Here is a 16488-nt window from a genome sequence, read left to right on the forward strand (position 1 = left end):
GGGGATGATCAATTATGTTAAGTAAAGAAAGAGTACTAGAAATCTTAAAGGCTTCAGAGGTTTTATTGGAGGGGCATTTTCTACTAACTTCTGGTAGACATAGTAATCAGTATATGCAATGTGCAAGAATATTACAATATCCATGGTATACAGAAGAAATCGCAGGTGGATTAGCTCAAGCCTTCAAAGATGATGAAGTAGATATTGTTGTAGGGCCAGCAATGGGTGGCATCATTATCGCCTATGAAATTGCAAGAAAGCTCAAGGCTAAAAATATATTCGCCGAGAGGGAAAACGGTAAAATGACTTTGAGAAGAGGGTTCTCCATCCCTAAGGGGGCAAGGGTTGTGGTGGCAGAGGACGTTATTACCACAGGTGGATCGGTTAAAGAAGTGATGGAAATCGTTAAAGAGCAGGGGGGAGAAGTTGTTGGCGTTGCTGTTTTAGTAGACAGAAGTAATGGAACGATTGATTTTGGAACAAAGCTACAGGCAGCTCTAACAACAGAGGTAATTTCTTATGATGCTGAAGATTGTCCCCTGTGTAGAGAATTAAAGACACCTCCTGTTAAGCCCGGTAGTAGAAATATATAAGTTAGACTTAATTGCGTAGTAGTTTTTAACTGCTACGCAATTAGTTTATGCAGCCAAGAGACTGAGCCTGTCTTCTACAGGACCCATCCATAATAGTTACAAATTATAAATCGTATCGTACTCTAACTCAACAGATTCTGCTTCTATTGGCTTAGAAAAATAATATCCTTGAATGGCATCACATCTTCCAATAATCAATTTTTTCACCTGCTCATAATTTTCTATCCCTTCTGCAACTACCTTTAGATTTAAACTCTGGGCTAGGGCAATGAGATTGTCCATCACTTTAGTATCTTCTTTCTCTAGAAACCTATGGCTTAATGTACTGTCAATTTTAATTGAATCTACCGGTAAAAAAGTTAAGTAACTTAAGGAAGAAAAGCCTGTACCAAAATCATCTATTGCTATTTTTATACCATAGGATCTTAAGGTATTTAAAAAAGATATGGTGGATTCTCTATTGTCTAAAAATACATTTTCGGTGATTTCTATAATGATTAAACGAGGATCAATTTCATACTCATTTAGCCAAGTAATAAGGTAAGTGATAAATTGTAGGTCTTGAATTTGAGCAGCCGAAAAGTTTATAGAGACTGGCCTTAGAGTTAGTCCTTTACTGCGCCATATACTCATTTGCTTAATCACTAACTGAGTGATAATCCTACCGATATTGATTATTAAATTATTTTCTTCTGCAACGGAAATAAATTCTCCAGGTGAGATTTGATGGTACTTTAGCCTAACTAATGCTTCATATCCGATTATCTTCCCAGAAGAAATGTCAACTTGAGGTTGATATAGAATCTTAAAGCCGTCATGAGTAATAGCTTCCCTTAAAATTTGTTTAATATCCTCAGAGCGCTTAATTTTTTCGCTCATGTGACTTCTATAAAGAGAAAAATTGCTTTTACCTTTTCCTTTTGTATCAAAGAGGGCCATATCAGCATACATCAATAGTTTTGTAATATCCCTACTATCATCTGGAAACTTTGCTACACCACTACTAAAGTGAATTTTAATTTCTGTACCATTAATGATAAAGGGTGATTGAAAAAGTAAGAATAATAGCTTCATTAAGGAAGATAGATGCTCATCATCATTAGAACCTAGGTAATAGAGTAAAAATTCATCGCCTCCAAACCTAGAAACAAAGATTTCCTCATTTGAAAAAGATAACAGTCTTTCTGCAACACGTTTTAAAATTTCATCTCCAAATAAATGTCCTAAAGTATCATTAAAACCTTTAAAGTTATCAAGGTCTAGTAAAATAACGGCTCCACTTTCATTACTTTCAATAGCCTCACCAAGTTTCTGTTGAAATATTCTCCGATTTGGTAAACAGGTCAATGGGTCATGATCTGCCAAATAACTAATATAGTGTTCTTGCATTTTTATCTCTATAATTGAGTTGTATACTCTTTTAAGTAGTTCATTAATAGAAGTAGAAATTCTAATAAATGGATTTTTTTCAGATAATTCTAATATCAAAGGAGCAGGATCTTCAATCCTCACATTTTTGATTTGAGTTTCAATCGTAGCCATATTATCCCTTAATTCAAAAAAATTCGCTTCTAAGTTATTTAATGCACGGGTGATCTCCCCGATTTCATCCTGTTGGTTGATATATTTTTTATAATTGCTTTCTTCATACCCATTAAAATTAAAGGTAGACATTTTTTGAATATCCTCAGCAATTTTAAGGATGGGTTTAGTGATATAGTTAGAAAAGATAATTGCAAAGAAGATTAGAATAAGTAAGATAAGGATATAGGCTATTGTGATAAAATTAGATAATCTAGTAATTGGTGCAAAGACTTCCTTTTCCGCTATAGTTGAAATATATTTCCAACCACTATAGTCAGATATGTACACACTAAAAATATGTTCTTTATTTTCAAACATTCCCTTAAAGGATTTCTGATTATATTCATCTATGTCGATGGGGATTTCATACTCTATATCATTTAAAGAATGGAGAAGCCAATCCTCATTTAATGGACTATTGATAAAAACATTATTAGGACTTAAAATGCTAATGCTACCAGAACTTCCGTAGTGAAGATTATTGATTTGATACATCAGATCTTCAAGACTGATGGTTATACTAATAACTCCGATAGTATTATCTTCTAGGGTAACCCTTTGGGCAATACTAATGACTAGTTCCTCAGTAATCTGCGTGATATAGGGTTCGGATATGACAGGTTTGTCTACTGTGATGGCATCAATATACCACTTTCTGTTTCTCGGATCATAGGAAGTACTAGGTTTAAAATTAGGATATTCTATGTAAGCACCCCATTCAGTTCCTAAAGAAACCATTTTGATCATTTCGTGACTATCGCTAATGGATTGAAAAAATTCTAGTATAGCTTCTTCCTGTTGGGAGGGTTGAGTTAACGATGTATTATTGGTGAGATTAATGTAGCTACGGATAGAATCATCTACTAATAGTATTCTCGGATCATTAATCATTAAGAAAAGTAAATTTTGTGTATTTTTTAAAATGATTTCATCAACAGAGCCAGCTGTCTGACGAAGCAATTGATTGGTATATTCTAGGGTGCTTTTATGAAACGAGTCTTCTGTGACATTTTTAATAAAGTAGATTCCGATAAAATATGGTAAAAAACAAGTTAAGATAATGCTAAATATGATTTTATTTCTGATGGATGGTTGTTTTCTCAAAACTAGCCCTCCTAACATAATAATATTTAATGTTCTCCTATTGATTCGAGTTATTGTGACAAAATAATAGAAAGTTTGACATTTTTATCATTTTAACATCTTACAAGACATATTGCCACAATTAAGTTTCGAAAACTATGTATACGTACAAGAATACTTGTTGTGACCTTCATATGATTTAGTTTTTATGAAAATAATAGTTTTTTATAAAATATTCTCGAAACATATAGATTTTATATTGCCAAATATTGTATAATTAAGGTGGGAGATTATAGACGGGAGTTGTAACGAACTTTATTATGTAGATATGTCACTATTACCCAGATTTAATGAATTTAACCTTTGGCCTTTAGAATTAAATTAGGTTATATGATCTAATTTACTGTGTTAATGACTTTTTAGAGAATAGAGGGAGTTCTGCTTTGAATTTATGGCACTACGAGAATCCCCTATTATTTAAATAGTCGAAAAAATAATAATATTCATATAAATATTACATTAATGTAAAAGATTCATCTTTTATAAAAATGTATAATAGAAACAACACTAGTTAAAAGGGGGAATGACTGATGTTTATTAAAATACTTGAAAAGCTAGATGGCTTGTTTACAGTTAAGCAAACCCAATATACAAGAAAACGGGTTTTCTTTAATTTGCTTCTAGCAATTCTAGTAATTATGAGTTTGCCAATTTACTTTTATTATGAAGATTGGAATTATGAAAAATATTTAGTAGAATACAACCAAGCTTCTCAATTGATTAATGAGTATACAGAGGTTAATGGGGTCTATCCCATAGGTGAAGCAGTAGAAATTCAAAAGGAGAAGGACCTATATGATTTTTTCAAAGAGATGAATTTAAGTCTTACTAGAGAGTTTTATTATGTAGATATGACGTTATTACCAGAGTTTAAAGATTTTAAATATACTTATATTATTGATTCTACCAACCGATATATTTATACAAGTGAGTCGGTTGTGTATAAAATGGCTAGATGGCACTATGCTCGTCCTTATTGATGGAAAAGAAAATAAAATAACATCACTTTATGACAAGGTTCACAATGTTTAAATTAATTAAGCTATGGATTAATATAAATCTATATGAAACAGGAGAAATATCTTATCAAGAAGATAACTTCTCTTGTTTTTATTTTAAGAAATGAATAGACGATATAGTTTATAGACCTTAAATTAGTTATGCAATCACCTCGATTATTTAACAATCTACTGATATGTAATTATTATGGAATAAGAGGTAGCCATATAGACTTTATTGTACATTATATCTATATATCTATTTGGAAAAGAATGAAGGAGGAGTATTATGTTTAAACATATTATAGAAGAAGGTTTAGAGTTAAAAATGTTAGAAAATAACCATGCAGAAGCCATTTTTGAGTTAGTAGATGGTAATAGAGAACATCTAAGACAATGGTTGCCTTGGGTGGATGATAACAATACCCTTCATGAATCTAGAAACTTTATTAAATATGTAAAAAAGCAACACTTTGAAGATAAGGGGTTTGTTGCTGGTATTTGGTACGAAGGAAAACTAGCTGGTGTGATCGGTTTTAATGAATTAAACTGGAACAACAAATCTGCCAGTATAGGATACTGGTTAGGAGCAGAATTTGAAGGTAAGGGAATTATGACGAAGGCTACAAAAAGCTTTATAGACTATGCAATACTGGAGTTGGGTTTTAATAGGGTAGAGATCAGATGTGCAGAGGATAATTTAAAGAGTGGAGCTATTCCCAAAAGACTTGGATTTACAAAAGAGGGTGTTATTAGGGAAGTAGAATGGTTATATGACCATTATGTAAACCATATTGTTTATGGAGTACTGGCAAAAGATTGGAAAGAAAAACAATAATATTGTTACATGATTAATAAAACTAAATGCTATTTGGCTAATTCTATTAACAAAGGGGGCTAAAAAATGTATCAATTAAATAAAGAAGAATACCATAAAATTCAACATTTGATTAAAGATGTTGATCCAGATTGCAGTTTTGCTTACAGCGTTGCTCTTAATGGCAATCCAGGTAGAATTTATGTTGATAATCTTTTAGACCCTAAAGCCTGTATTATAGCTGGGGCAGGGGGCGTATATTTAGTGGCCGGTAGTGAAAGGGAGGAAGATTTTAATTATAATTTGGTAGAATTTCTAAAAGATAAGGTAAACCACATTAAGTATTATGATTTGTTTGCTACATCTGAAAGGTGGGTTAAACTATTAGCCAAGAGACTAGAAAAAGACTCTATTCCCTTACCTCGTACAACCTATACATATCAACAAGCTGTTCCGCCAATGTTTCATCGAGATATTACATTAGAAGAAGGATATCATCTAAAAAGAATGGATGAAGCTTTATTTCATCAATTTAATAAAGAAATGTATTCTATCTATCAAGACACATGGGGAACTGTCGAAAACTTTATAGAAAAGGGTATTGCCTACGCTATACTACATAAAGATGAAATTGCCAGTGTATGCTTTGCCTGTAGTAGTGGTGGAGGCTATACTGAAATAGGGGTATTAACAAACAAAAAATATCAACAAAGGGGTTATGCATTAATCGTGTGTAGTGCCTTTATAGAAGAGTGTCTAGAAAAAAAGATGGTGGCAGTTTGGAATTGTGGTAAAGGGAATCAGCCTTCAGAACAATTAGCCCAAAAGTTAGGTTTCACCTTTGTAAAATATTCTGATTTAATCTTTTGGCATTCCGATAGAGCCATTATCGAATCTTATTTAGATGGCACTAATTTTTTATAATAAATAGGGAAATTCTACGGGAAACTCACTTTCAAATTCTAAAAAAACAACTTTACCTAATAAGTTTCAACATAAAAAGCTAACCAGTTAACGATGAAATTCTGATAGTATTATTCCTTAGAGTTAAGGAAAAGGGGTGAGCGTATGAAGATCAGATTAGCAAAGGGGCATCATGACCTAGAAATAGTGGTTAATTTGTTAAATGAAGTAACTGAAATGCTCCTTAAAAAAGGAATTAAGCAGTGGGAACACCCATGGGATGCCACAGAAATAGAAGTTGATATAAATACCAATAGATTATATGTTGTAGAAGTTGATGGAGAGGTGGCCTGTTCCTTCTCCATTAAGAAAATAGATCAGTTAAATTCCTTGACTATAAAAGAAGGACTATATTTATACCGAATTGCAGTATTACCAAAACTTCAAGGAAAAGATTATGGAGGCAAAATTATAGATTTTTCCATTTGTTTGGCTAGGGAAGGAAACTTGTCATTATACTTGGATTGTTGGGCAGGTAATGAAAAGTTGAAGAATTTTTATTCATGTTCTGGATTAGCATATTTAGGGGACTATCCCGAAGAAGATTATATGATTAGTATTTTTAAAGGCTAAAATCATCAGAATTAAAGAAATACAAGGTCTTGTAGTTTGAGACCTTGTATTTTTTCTATTCGTTAAAGGTTTATGCAATTTTTTATTAAGCTAAATTCTTAGCTTTATCTTCTTCACTTAAGACCTCATTCATACTACCAGTACGATACCCAAGAAGATCAACGGTAGCGTAATCAAATCCAATTTTTTTAAAGTAGGTTCCAATTTGATCCATTAGATCCGTATTAAAGAGTTTTATTCTTTCTTCCTTTGCAATTTCAATTCTTGCAATTTTTTCGTGATGACGAACCCGTATTTGTCTGAAACCTAAATCAAGTAAAAACTGTTCTGCTAATTCCACCATTTTTAGTTTTGGTGCAGTAATTTCATGTCCATAGGGAAATCGAGAAGATAGGCAAGCAAAAGCAGGCTTATTCCATGTTGGGACACCCAGCTCTTTAGATAGCTGTCTAATATCATCCTTAGTTAAGCCAGCTTCCTTTAATGGACTTACAACTTTAAGTTCTTTAGCAGCGTGCATACCAGGTCTGAAGTCAGAGATATCATCAAAATTTGAGCCATCCAATACATGACTGATCCCATGCTCTTGGGCAACGTCACGAACCTTTGTAAATAACTCATGTTTACAATAATAGCATCTATTAACTGGGTTTTGAGCAAAACCTTCAATATCCAACTCTTCTGAAACAATTACAACATGTTTTACGCCAAATTCCTTTGCATATTGTGTTGCCTCATTAAATTCCCTTTCAGGATAGGTAGAAGAGCGAGCTGTAACAGCAATCACATTTTTGCCTAAAACATCATGGGCAACCTTCAATAGAAAGGTGCTATCTACACCGCCAGAAAAGGCGACTGCCCCACTGTTAAGGTTTTTTAAAATTTCCTTTAGCTTTAAATATTTATCTGCTAATTTATTAGACATAGACCTAACCCCCCTTATATCATCAAATAAATATGTAGAATGGTAATAGCTTATCATATTTTGAAAGTTTATTCAATTAGTCTAAGGTCATTCTGGGCTTATGATAAAAAATAGAATGGAAAAGTATAAAAACACATAAAATCATGTAAATGTTACATAAATTTAAACAACTGTTTAATATTTATACATTGCAATATAGATTGGTAATTGATAAAATACATAAATATTGTATAAATATAATACCGGTAGTTATGTTTATAAAAAAAGATTGCTTCTAAAACAAAATGGTAGTAGTTAATTTTATAAGTATCTGTAATTATTTGTACTATTACCATAAAATACTCAATAGGATTTAAGAAAGAAAAAAAGGGGGACAAAAAATGGTTGGAAAAATAAACTCTAAAAAAGGCATTAAGATACCACATACCTATGTTATTATCTTTTCAATTTTATTACTGGTTTCATTGGCAACATATTTAATACCAGCTGGAGAATATGAAAGAGCAGAAAATGCCAGCGGTAGAACTGTAGTTGTAGAAGACTCCTACCATCGTGTAGAAAGTAATCCACAAGGAATAATAAAAGTACTTCAGGCGCCTTTAAGGGGTATTCGTGAAACATCAGAAATTATTGGATTTATTTTAATTATAGGGGGAGCTTTTGCTATCGTTCAAAAAACGAAAGCCATAGACTCTGGTCTAATAAAGGCAACTAGCCATTTAAAAGGAAAAGAAATCATTATTATACCTACTGTAATGTTATTATTCTCTTTAGGTGGCGCAGTATTTGGAATGTCGGAAGAAACAATTCCTTTTGTAGCAATATTTGTACCCTTAGCCCTAGCATTAGGTTATGATACGATAACGGGAATTGCAATGTCCTATATGGCGGCACAAATTGGTTTTGCTGCAGCTTTTATGAATCCCTTTACAATTGGGATCGCCCAAGGAATTGCAGAGTTACCCCCTATGTCAGGAATGGGTTATCGATTATTTGTTTGGGTAGTGGCAACCTTGTTTGGAATTGCTTATGTGATGATTTATGCTTCTAAGATTAAGAAGAATCCAGAATTAAGTATTACCTATGATCACGACTTAAATAGGAGAAAAGAACTTAGGGAAGATGGAGCAATAAATAATAATTTTACGAGTAAACATGCTTTAGTACTAATAACTTTTTTTATAGGGATGGTTACTTTAATTTGGGGAGTTATTGTCCATGAGTGGTACATTAGTGAAATTGCAGCTTTATTTGTAGCAATAGGGATAATAGCTGGGTTTATCGGTGGATTAAAGGCAGGGGAAATTGCAAACTCCTTTATTGATGGGGCAAAGGATCTTGTAAGTGCCGCATTAATGGTAGGTTTAGCGAGAGGTGCTTTAATTCTAGCTACTGATGGAAGAATTATAGATACAATGCTAGCTAGTGTAGCAGGGGTAGTTGGTAGTGTTCCTAGTTTAATTTCAGCATATTTAATGTTCTTTATTCAAACCATTATTAATTTCTTCGTACCATCTGGAAGCGGGCAGGCTGCTTTAACTATGCCAATTATGGCACCATTAGGAGAGTTGGTAGGAATTACGAGACAAACAACTGTACTGGCATACCAATTTGGTGATGGCTTTACAAATATGATTATTCCCACATCTGGCGTTTTGATGGGAGCTTTAGGGATGGCAAAAATCTCTTGGGATCAATGGGCGAAATGGATGATTAAGCTTCAGATTCTTTTCATTATTTTAGGCTGTCTATTATTAACACCAGCTGTTTTAATGCATCTAGGACCCTTTTAAAGATAAATATAAATAGTTAAAAAAAATATTTAAAAAAGGGGCTATCTTAAATTCAAAAAAAAAAATTTGGAGCTAAGTTGATATGATACTTCCAAAGTAGACATTGTAATTAACTAAAATTACATTATCTACTTGGAAGTATTTTTTATTGTGTTGACAGAAATCAATAGGACTATTTGCTTAATATTACTTTTACTTTCTAGTAAAAAAGTTGTAAATAGTTGCGAATTATCAATATAATATAAAAACATTGAAATAATTAGTAACATTATGTATTATTATAGTAGATATAGTATTTTTTTGTCGATGTTGGATAAATAAAGCAGTTTGTCATCTTTCAATTAACGTTTAAATGATTATTTAGTTTAACTTAACGAGGTAGGAAACACTTAGATTTTTAAGTAAAGTGGTTGAAATATTTAATATATTTTACAAAATACTGTTAAAGAATAATCAGAATGAGGTGAAGAAATTGTTCAAAGTTCTAATTGGTGGAAAAGGTAAGAAAGATTTAGAAAGCATTATTCATGGTAAAAATGATCGATTAAAGGAGCTTATTGATCAGACTTCTGACATGGTAGTTGATACTAATCAGATGGCCTATAAGGTGAAGGTGATTTTAGAGGAAACCGAAGAAATTTCAAAAAGTCAGTCGGAATCTATTAATGAGTTAGCAGAAAGTACTAAATTATTAGCACAAGATTCAGAAGATGTCGCCCTAAAGATAACACAGCTTTCGGATGTTGTTTCGGGGGCTTCAGAAAAGTGTAAGGATGCCAATGATAAAACCCTACATATGGTAGAGATCTCCCGACAAGGAAAGGGATCGATGGAAAATACTGCTGAAAATGTTAATTCAGTAATTAAGTCAATTAGTCAATTGTCAAACACTGTAGCAGAAGCGGGAAGTTCAGCTTCCGAAATCAAATCAATTATTCAAGTAATTGATGATATCGCTTCCCAAACCAATTTATTGGCTTTAAATGCTTCTATAGAAGCCGCTAGGGCAGGAGAACATGGTAGGGGGTTTGCGGTAGTAGCAGAAGAAATTAGGAAGTTGGCAGAAAGTGTTACTGGTGCAACAAAAAATATAGCTGATCTTCTTTTGAATGTAGAGAATGTTGTTAATCAAGCCGTTAGTCAAACCGAAGAAAATAAAGAGAGCATTTTTCTAGTTAAAGAATCCGTTAGTGAAACAGATAAAATATTTGAGAACATGCTTACAGCAGTAAACAATGTACAACTGGACATTAAGGATATTGTAAATGATATGGAGTCCACCAGTAGATTTGCTCAGGAAATTGCCAGTGTTACTCAAGAACAATTGGCTGCTTCCGAAGAAATTTGTGCAGCAGCAGAAAATGTTAAGGATTCCACCATTAGCACTTTAGAAAATAACAAAAACATATTAACCAATATAGATGATCTATTTAGAAGCACCAATCATATTGGAAGACGAATTGTTCTAGAGACAGGTAAAAATGGTGAAATTGGATATTTTTCTTATAGGCATGATGCGGAAGGAAAATTTGAATTCGTTACAAAATCTGTAGAAGGACTTTTAGGCTATACAACAGAGGAGCTAATGAAAGATTTTCAATTGTTCCTTACAGACCATGCAGTAAATAATCAGGTAGATGAATATACAAGCTTATCATTACAAGGGATTCAACAACCAAAATATCATGCAGAATTTAAACAGAAAGATGGTGTTAAATGTATGAGTGAGGTAACGGAAGTACCAGTGTTTGATGAAAAAGGCAATGTTATAGCAGTAGAAGGTCTTGTAAAAATGCTAAAGGATTAAAAAACTCAGGGATAGATAATCGTTAAAACATATATTATATATATCTATTGGAGGAAATTGTATAATATCTTTAGTTATGAATTTATATTCACTTTCTATTAAAAAACTAAAATAATTATACAATTTCTTTATTTAAATTAGAAAGAGAAAAAATAACGGGGGTATGTCACTATATTGTTTTGCATAATACTAGAGGGGGAATGACAGTTGAAACAGAATTATATGAAAGGACTAAACTATGATGATTTTGTCCTAACTTCAGAAGGACTTAAGGAGGAGGATCGTTCAAAGGCGATCAAAAACTTACAAGATTATCTTAAAGAGCAAAAGGGGCGTTTTTTAGGTTATCAGGTAAACCATAATATGACATATGATGAAGATCTTAAGCCCTTTTTGAATATGCACATTAATAATGTAGGAGATCCTTTTATTGAGAGCAATTATACCATGAGCAGTAAAGCGATGGAGAAGGCCGTCTTAGATTATTATGCAAAATTATGGAATGGGATAACTCCCCACGATAAAGAGAACCCAGAATCCTACTGGGGATATACCTTGTCTATGGGAAGTACAGAAGGAAATGTCTATGCTATATGGAATGCTAGAGACTATTTAAGTGGTAAGGAATTATTAATAGATGAATCAAAAGGTAATTCAAACAAAGTATTTAACCCATCAAACTTATCAAAGAATCTAGCAACAAATAATGAAAATACCTATACACCTATTGCTTTCTATTCACAAGATACCCATTATTCAATTAAAAAAGCTATGAGGGTACTAAGTTTTGAAACTTTTTATGAAATAGGAAGCAGTAAATATCATTGTCCACTAAGGTTTCCAGAAGATTATCCTAGTGGTTATTCTAAAGGAAATTTAGGAGAAGGGGGATGGCCATTAGAAGTTCCTTCTAACCATGATGGGAGCATTCATATTCCTTCTTTAACTAAATTAATAGATTTTTTTACGGGTAAAGGATATCCAGTGTTTGTGTGTTTCAACTACGGGACTACTTTTAAAGGAGCCTATGATCAAGTTGAGAAGGCTGTTAATGCCCTTGTACCCATCTTAAAAAAGAACAAAATGTACGAAAGAGAGATACCATATAAAGAGAAATCTTGTCATGGAACAGTTATACGTAACGGATTTTGGTTTCATGTAGATGGTGCTTTGGGGGCAGCTTATATGCCCTATATTGAAAAATCAGTGAAGGAAGGGAAACTTTCCCTACCAGAAGGTTACGATTTTCCAAAGTTTGACTTTCGTATACCAGAGGTTAATTCTATTGTTATGAGTATTCATAAATGGGTAGGAGCACCCTTTTCTTGTGGACTATTAATGACAAAAACGAAATATCAATTATTGCCACCGGCGAATCCAATGTATATCGGTTCTCCAGATACAACCTTTGCTGGTTCAAGAAATGGGTTAGCACCAATAGTACTGTGGAATTTTCTGGCCAAACATTCAGAGGAAAAATTAAAGGAAATGGCACTAAAAACAGAAAAGATTGCCCAATATGCAGAAAGAAGACTTAAAGAGCTTGAAAAAGTTTTACAAATAGACTTATGGGTGGAAAGAAGTCCGTTAGCCCTAACAGTCCGCTTTAGAAAACCAAATGATCAAGTTATATTTTCTAATACCCTATCTTGTGAAACTGTATTTGTTGGCGAAGAGAAGCGAGACTATGCCCATGTATATGCTATGGAACATGTAACAGAAGAAATGATTGACTTATTAATAGAAGACTTAAGGGATTCAGACGCATATCAAGAATTTAATGATTCACCTTTAGAGGTGGAAATTCATCCTATGGAAAATTGTTTAGGGAGTTAATATAACTGAAACAGTAGACTAGGATCTCTATGAATCTGTATAGGGATCCTTTTTATGCCATTAGGGCTATTTTAAATATTCTGTATAACTAATAACTTGTTTATATAAGCATAGCCTAGTATAATAGGACTATATTAACAAGAATAGATTATTTCTCTACTGAGGAAAAGGATGATAGGATGACGATTAAGTATATAGAAAGAAAAACTGGAGAAGAAGTAACAGAAATTGTAGCTGGAGGTAAGGTTTTAAGGTGGACCTATGAAACGAAACCAGGGCGTTTTTTGTTAGAAACCATTATGAAACGAAAATTATTTACAAAAATATTTGGAATAGTGATGGATACAACCTTTAGTAAAAAAAGGATACAGCCTTTTGTTAGGGATCTGGCTATAGATTTATCGGAGGCTCAAAAGGAGAAAATTGAAGATTATCAGAACTTTAATGATTTTTTCGCTCGACATTTAAAACAAGAAGCTAGACCAGTCTGTTCAAAGGTGGATACCTTAGCTAGTCCAGCAGATGGACGCATTTTTGCCTATGAAAATATCGATATTAATAAAATTGTCCAAGTTAAAGGGTCCCATTTTTCCTTAATGGAATTGATTGGGGATCAACAATTGGCGTTAGAATATGAGGGTGGTATTTGTATTATTGTGAGGTTAGCACCAGTAGATTATCATCGTTTTCATTTTCCGGCTAAGGGGATTCCCAAAGTTGCAAAAAGAATAGAAGGACATTATTATTCTGTAAGTCCATATGCATTAAGAAGGATGACAGAAATCTATTGTAGGAATAAACGAGAAATTACTGAGTTAGAAACCGATCTTTTTGATAGGTTATTATTGGTAGAAGTGGGGGCCACCTGTGTTGGCAGTATTGTTCAAACCTATGAAGCTGATAAACCTGTAATTAAGGGTCAAGAAAAGGGTTATTTTAAATTCGGCGGATCTACTACCATTATATTTATTAAAAAGAATATTGTAAAAATAGATGAAGATATTATCAATAATACGGCAAAGGGGATCGAAACAAAGGTAAATATGGGGGAGTCAATTGGAAAAAAATTAATTAATGATTAAAGGGAGTATTAAAGTCAATAAAGGATAAGTGGCTAGGACATGATTTTAATATAAAGCAGAATAAAGAAAAGAATAAAAAGGACGACATTGTATTTGTCGTCCTTTAAATATGTATTAGTCCTTATAAACTATTTTTCTGTAGTAAAAGTTGTAAACATCTCTACTTTAACCTTGCATACAGGACAATTGTCTTCTAATGCACCAGTTAAAGTATAACCACAGACATCACAGACATGAACCGTATCTTCTTGGAAATCTACTTTAGAATCAACCGCTTCTTTAGCCTTTGCAAATAATTCAGCATGGGTTTTCTCAGCTTCTATAGCATAGTGGAAAGATCTCATGCTTCCCTTTTCGTTTTGTAACTCTGCAACAGCCATAAAAGCAGGGTACATTTGTTCAACTTCGTAGTTTTCGCCATCAATAGCACCTTGAAGATTTTCAGAAGTAGTAGTCATTCCAAAACCTGCTCCTGCTGTTACTGAAGCTTCACCTACTTCGTTTTTTAATTCTCTGAAATGATTTGCTGCATGAACCTGCTCTGCATAAGCTACAGCTTGAAATAGGTTTCCTACGTTTGGATAACCTTCTTTAGTAGCAAAAGCTCCCCATTGTAAATATCTCATATGGGCCATACTTTCTCCACCAAAAGCAGATTTTAAATTAGTTGCTGTCATATCGTTCATAATAATTCCTCCCTTTAAATAAAAAATTAGACAATGTCTATTATACTATATTTTTAAGCCATTGCTATAATTACCCATGAAAAAAAATATTAAACATAATTAAATTTTAAAATTTGATTTATTTAAGGAATGAAATTAATTCTAGAATTTTCTCAAGTATTTAAGCAGGAAATAACTTAATCTATATAGAAAAATATCTAGAAGTAATATTTAGTAGAAAAAATTTTAGTAGAAGTAGAAAATAGATTTGGGGTTTTAATGATGGTTATTTATAAGAAAAATTATATAGGCTAAAGCTTAAATTTTAAAATAGCTAGTGATCAATCAGACGATAGAGGAGGTTTTAAGATGAAGGAGTATCTAAAAGTAGTGAAGAATGCTACCATTGCTGCAGTAGTTGCAGGTGTAGTTGGTAGTATCTATGGACTTATTCGAAACATTGATGTATTATTAGGTGCTAATAGATTTATTTATATCTTGGGCTTAATACTAATTACCTTTAGCATTTTTAGTAATCTTTCTTTTTTTCCTAAAGCTGAAGAAAAGGGTAAATTAATAAACAAAGAAGAACTTCATAAAAAGATGAAGGAGAAAAAGGAACACAAGAAGGAAGCCCCAAAGGACTACTTAAGAGCTGCTACTGTCATGTTAATTGCAATCCTACTAGAGAGTGTTAGATTTTATGTTTTATAGGAGGATATAAATGGAAATCAAACAATTAAAAGATATTAATAAAAGTCATTTAAACAGCTTAATCGAAGTGGTTGCCCTATTGGTGGAGGTTAAGGTTAGAACAACAAAAACTGAAAAGCAATATGCCGACTTAATCCTTCAAGATGCTTCTAAAAAGGTGGAAGCAAAGTGCTGGGAATATCAAGAAAACAAGAATCTATTTGACTCCTTACTAGATACACCAGTAGTAAAGATTAAGGCCCTTGTAGGAGAATATCAGGGACAGATTCAATTAACAGTTAAAGATATTTGTATCCTAGAAACTAGTGAAGATATGATGGCAGGGTTGATTCCCACTAGTGATTGGGGACTAGATACCCTACAAAAAGGCTTGCAGTATTTTTATGAAAAGGTGGAAACACCCCATCTTAAGACTTTGTTGGATAAATTGATTTTTAATGAAGATTATTATGAAAAGTTTATCACATATCCAGCCGCACGACAGGTGCACCACAATTTTTATCATGGTTTGCTACAGCATGTTTTAGAAGTATTAAAATTTGCCTTTACGATTGCAACAACCAAGAAACTAACTAAGCGTCAACAGGAACGATTAATTGTAATGGCTTTTCTTCATGATTGGGCGAAGATTTTTGAATATAAGCCACTGCCTAATATAGGATTTACAGATGAAGGAACGATGCTGGGGCACATATTTTTAGGGGCCCATATGGCCCTTAATACAATGGATGAAATAACAGGTTTTGACCAAGATGATAAACTTATTATTTTAAATGGTATTTTAGGTCATCACGGAAAATTAGAATATGGATCGCCTGTTTTACCTAAGACAGTTGAAGCCCAAATTCTTCATCATGCCGATTGCGTATCGGGGGACATAGAGAGCATTTTATCCTTCATGGAAGAACAAGAAAATGAAGAAGATAGCTTTACAGGAAAACTTTGGAATATGGGAACAGACTATTATAAAAAGGGAAGATACTAACACTAATTAG

The 16488-nt window shown here is 32.9% G+C and carries 14 protein-coding genes; 11 read left to right on the forward strand and 3 right to left on the reverse strand.

From position 1 onward, the window contains the following. Window positions 1–14 precede the first annotated feature (14 nt). Window positions 15–593, forward strand: a complete 579-nt coding sequence (gene pyrE / locus T335_RS0105320; protein ID WP_026476616.1) for an orotate phosphoribosyltransferase — start codon at window positions 15–17, stop codon at window positions 591–593. Window positions 594–689: 96 nt separating this feature from the next. On the opposite strand, the gene T335_RS21530 is transcribed toward pyrE, so the two are convergent. Beyond that, window positions 690–3281 carry an EAL domain-containing protein gene (locus tag T335_RS21530; protein ID WP_051569150.1) on the reverse strand — a complete coding sequence of 864 codons (2592 nt, stop codon included), beginning with the start codon at window positions 3279–3281 and terminating at the stop codon, window positions 690–692. Between the two features lie 569 nt (window positions 3282–3850). Here T335_RS21530 and T335_RS0105330 point away from each other — a divergent pair. The 4 genes from T335_RS0105330 to T335_RS19950 all read left to right on the forward strand — a co-directional run bounded on the left by T335_RS0105330 (window position 3851) and on the right by T335_RS19950 (window position 6671). Next, complete coding sequence (locus T335_RS0105330; protein ID WP_026476617.1) at window positions 3851–4300, forward strand: hypothetical protein; 450 nt, start codon at window positions 3851–3853, stop codon at window positions 4298–4300. A 307-nt stretch (window positions 4301–4607) separates the two neighbouring features. Further along, window positions 4608–5156 carry a GNAT family N-acetyltransferase gene (locus T335_RS0105335; RefSeq protein WP_026476618.1) on the forward strand — a complete coding sequence of 183 codons (549 nt, stop codon included), beginning with the start codon at window positions 4608–4610 and terminating at the stop codon, window positions 5154–5156. A 66-nt stretch (window positions 5157–5222) separates the two neighbouring features. Beyond that, complete coding sequence (locus T335_RS0105340) at window positions 5223–6059, forward strand: GNAT family N-acetyltransferase (protein ID WP_026476619.1); 837 nt, start codon at window positions 5223–5225, stop codon at window positions 6057–6059. Window positions 6060–6203: 144 nt separating this feature from the next. Then, window positions 6204–6671: a GNAT family N-acetyltransferase gene (locus tag T335_RS19950; protein WP_051569151.1), complete on the forward strand. Its 468-nt coding sequence runs from the start codon at window positions 6204–6206 to the stop codon at window positions 6669–6671. Between the two features lie 85 nt (window positions 6672–6756). On the opposite strand, the gene larE is transcribed toward T335_RS19950, so the two are convergent. Beyond that, the gene (larE, locus tag T335_RS0105350; protein WP_026476620.1) at window positions 6757–7596 is read right to left on the reverse strand and encodes an ATP-dependent sacrificial sulfur transferase LarE; all 840 of its coding nucleotides are present in this window, start codon (window positions 7594–7596) and stop codon (window positions 6757–6759) included. Window positions 7597–7976: 380 nt separating this feature from the next. Here larE and T335_RS0105355 point away from each other — a divergent pair, with 380 nt between their 5' ends. The 4 genes from T335_RS0105355 to T335_RS0105370 all read left to right on the forward strand — a co-directional run bounded on the left by T335_RS0105355 (window position 7977) and on the right by T335_RS0105370 (window position 14114). Further along, window positions 7977–9389, forward strand: a complete 1413-nt coding sequence (locus T335_RS0105355; protein WP_026476621.1) for a YfcC family protein — start codon at window positions 7977–7979, stop codon at window positions 9387–9389. A gap of 472 nt (window positions 9390–9861) precedes the next feature. Continuing rightward, complete coding sequence (locus tag T335_RS0105360; protein ID WP_026476622.1) at window positions 9862–11196, forward strand: methyl-accepting chemotaxis protein; 1335 nt, start codon at window positions 9862–9864, stop codon at window positions 11194–11196. Window positions 11197–11403: 207 nt separating this feature from the next. Continuing rightward, window positions 11404–13032, forward strand: a complete 1629-nt coding sequence (locus T335_RS19955; RefSeq protein WP_051569152.1) for a pyridoxal-dependent decarboxylase — start codon at window positions 11404–11406, stop codon at window positions 13030–13032. A gap of 179 nt (window positions 13033–13211) precedes the next feature. Further along, the gene (locus T335_RS0105370) at window positions 13212–14114 is read left to right on the forward strand and encodes a phosphatidylserine decarboxylase (RefSeq protein ID WP_051569153.1); all 903 of its coding nucleotides are present in this window, start codon (window positions 13212–13214) and stop codon (window positions 14112–14114) included. Between the two features lie 128 nt (window positions 14115–14242). Here T335_RS0105370 and T335_RS0105375 read toward each other — a convergent pair whose 3' ends face one another. Then, window positions 14243–14800 (reverse strand): rubrerythrin family protein, encoded by a 558-nt coding sequence (locus tag T335_RS0105375; protein WP_034327790.1) that lies wholly within the window; start codon window positions 14798–14800, stop codon window positions 14243–14245. A 348-nt stretch (window positions 14801–15148) separates the two neighbouring features. Between T335_RS0105375 and T335_RS0105380 the strand changes: the two genes are divergently transcribed. Together T335_RS0105380 and T335_RS0105385 are read left to right on the forward strand one after the other, a co-directional pair. Further along, window positions 15149–15493 carry a hypothetical protein gene (locus T335_RS0105380; protein ID WP_026476625.1) on the forward strand — a complete coding sequence of 115 codons (345 nt, stop codon included), beginning with the start codon at window positions 15149–15151 and terminating at the stop codon, window positions 15491–15493. Between the two features lie 10 nt (window positions 15494–15503). Then, window positions 15504–16478, forward strand: a complete 975-nt coding sequence (locus T335_RS0105385; RefSeq protein ID WP_026476626.1) for a 3'-5' exoribonuclease YhaM family protein — start codon at window positions 15504–15506, stop codon at window positions 16476–16478. Window positions 16479–16488 lie beyond the last annotated feature (10 nt).

Origin of the sequence: Alkaliphilus transvaalensis ATCC 700919, assembly GCF_000621485.1 — a bacterium.
In the GTDB taxonomy this organism is placed as follows: domain Bacteria; phylum Bacillota; class Clostridia; order Peptostreptococcales; family Natronincolaceae; genus Alkaliphilus; species Alkaliphilus transvaalensis.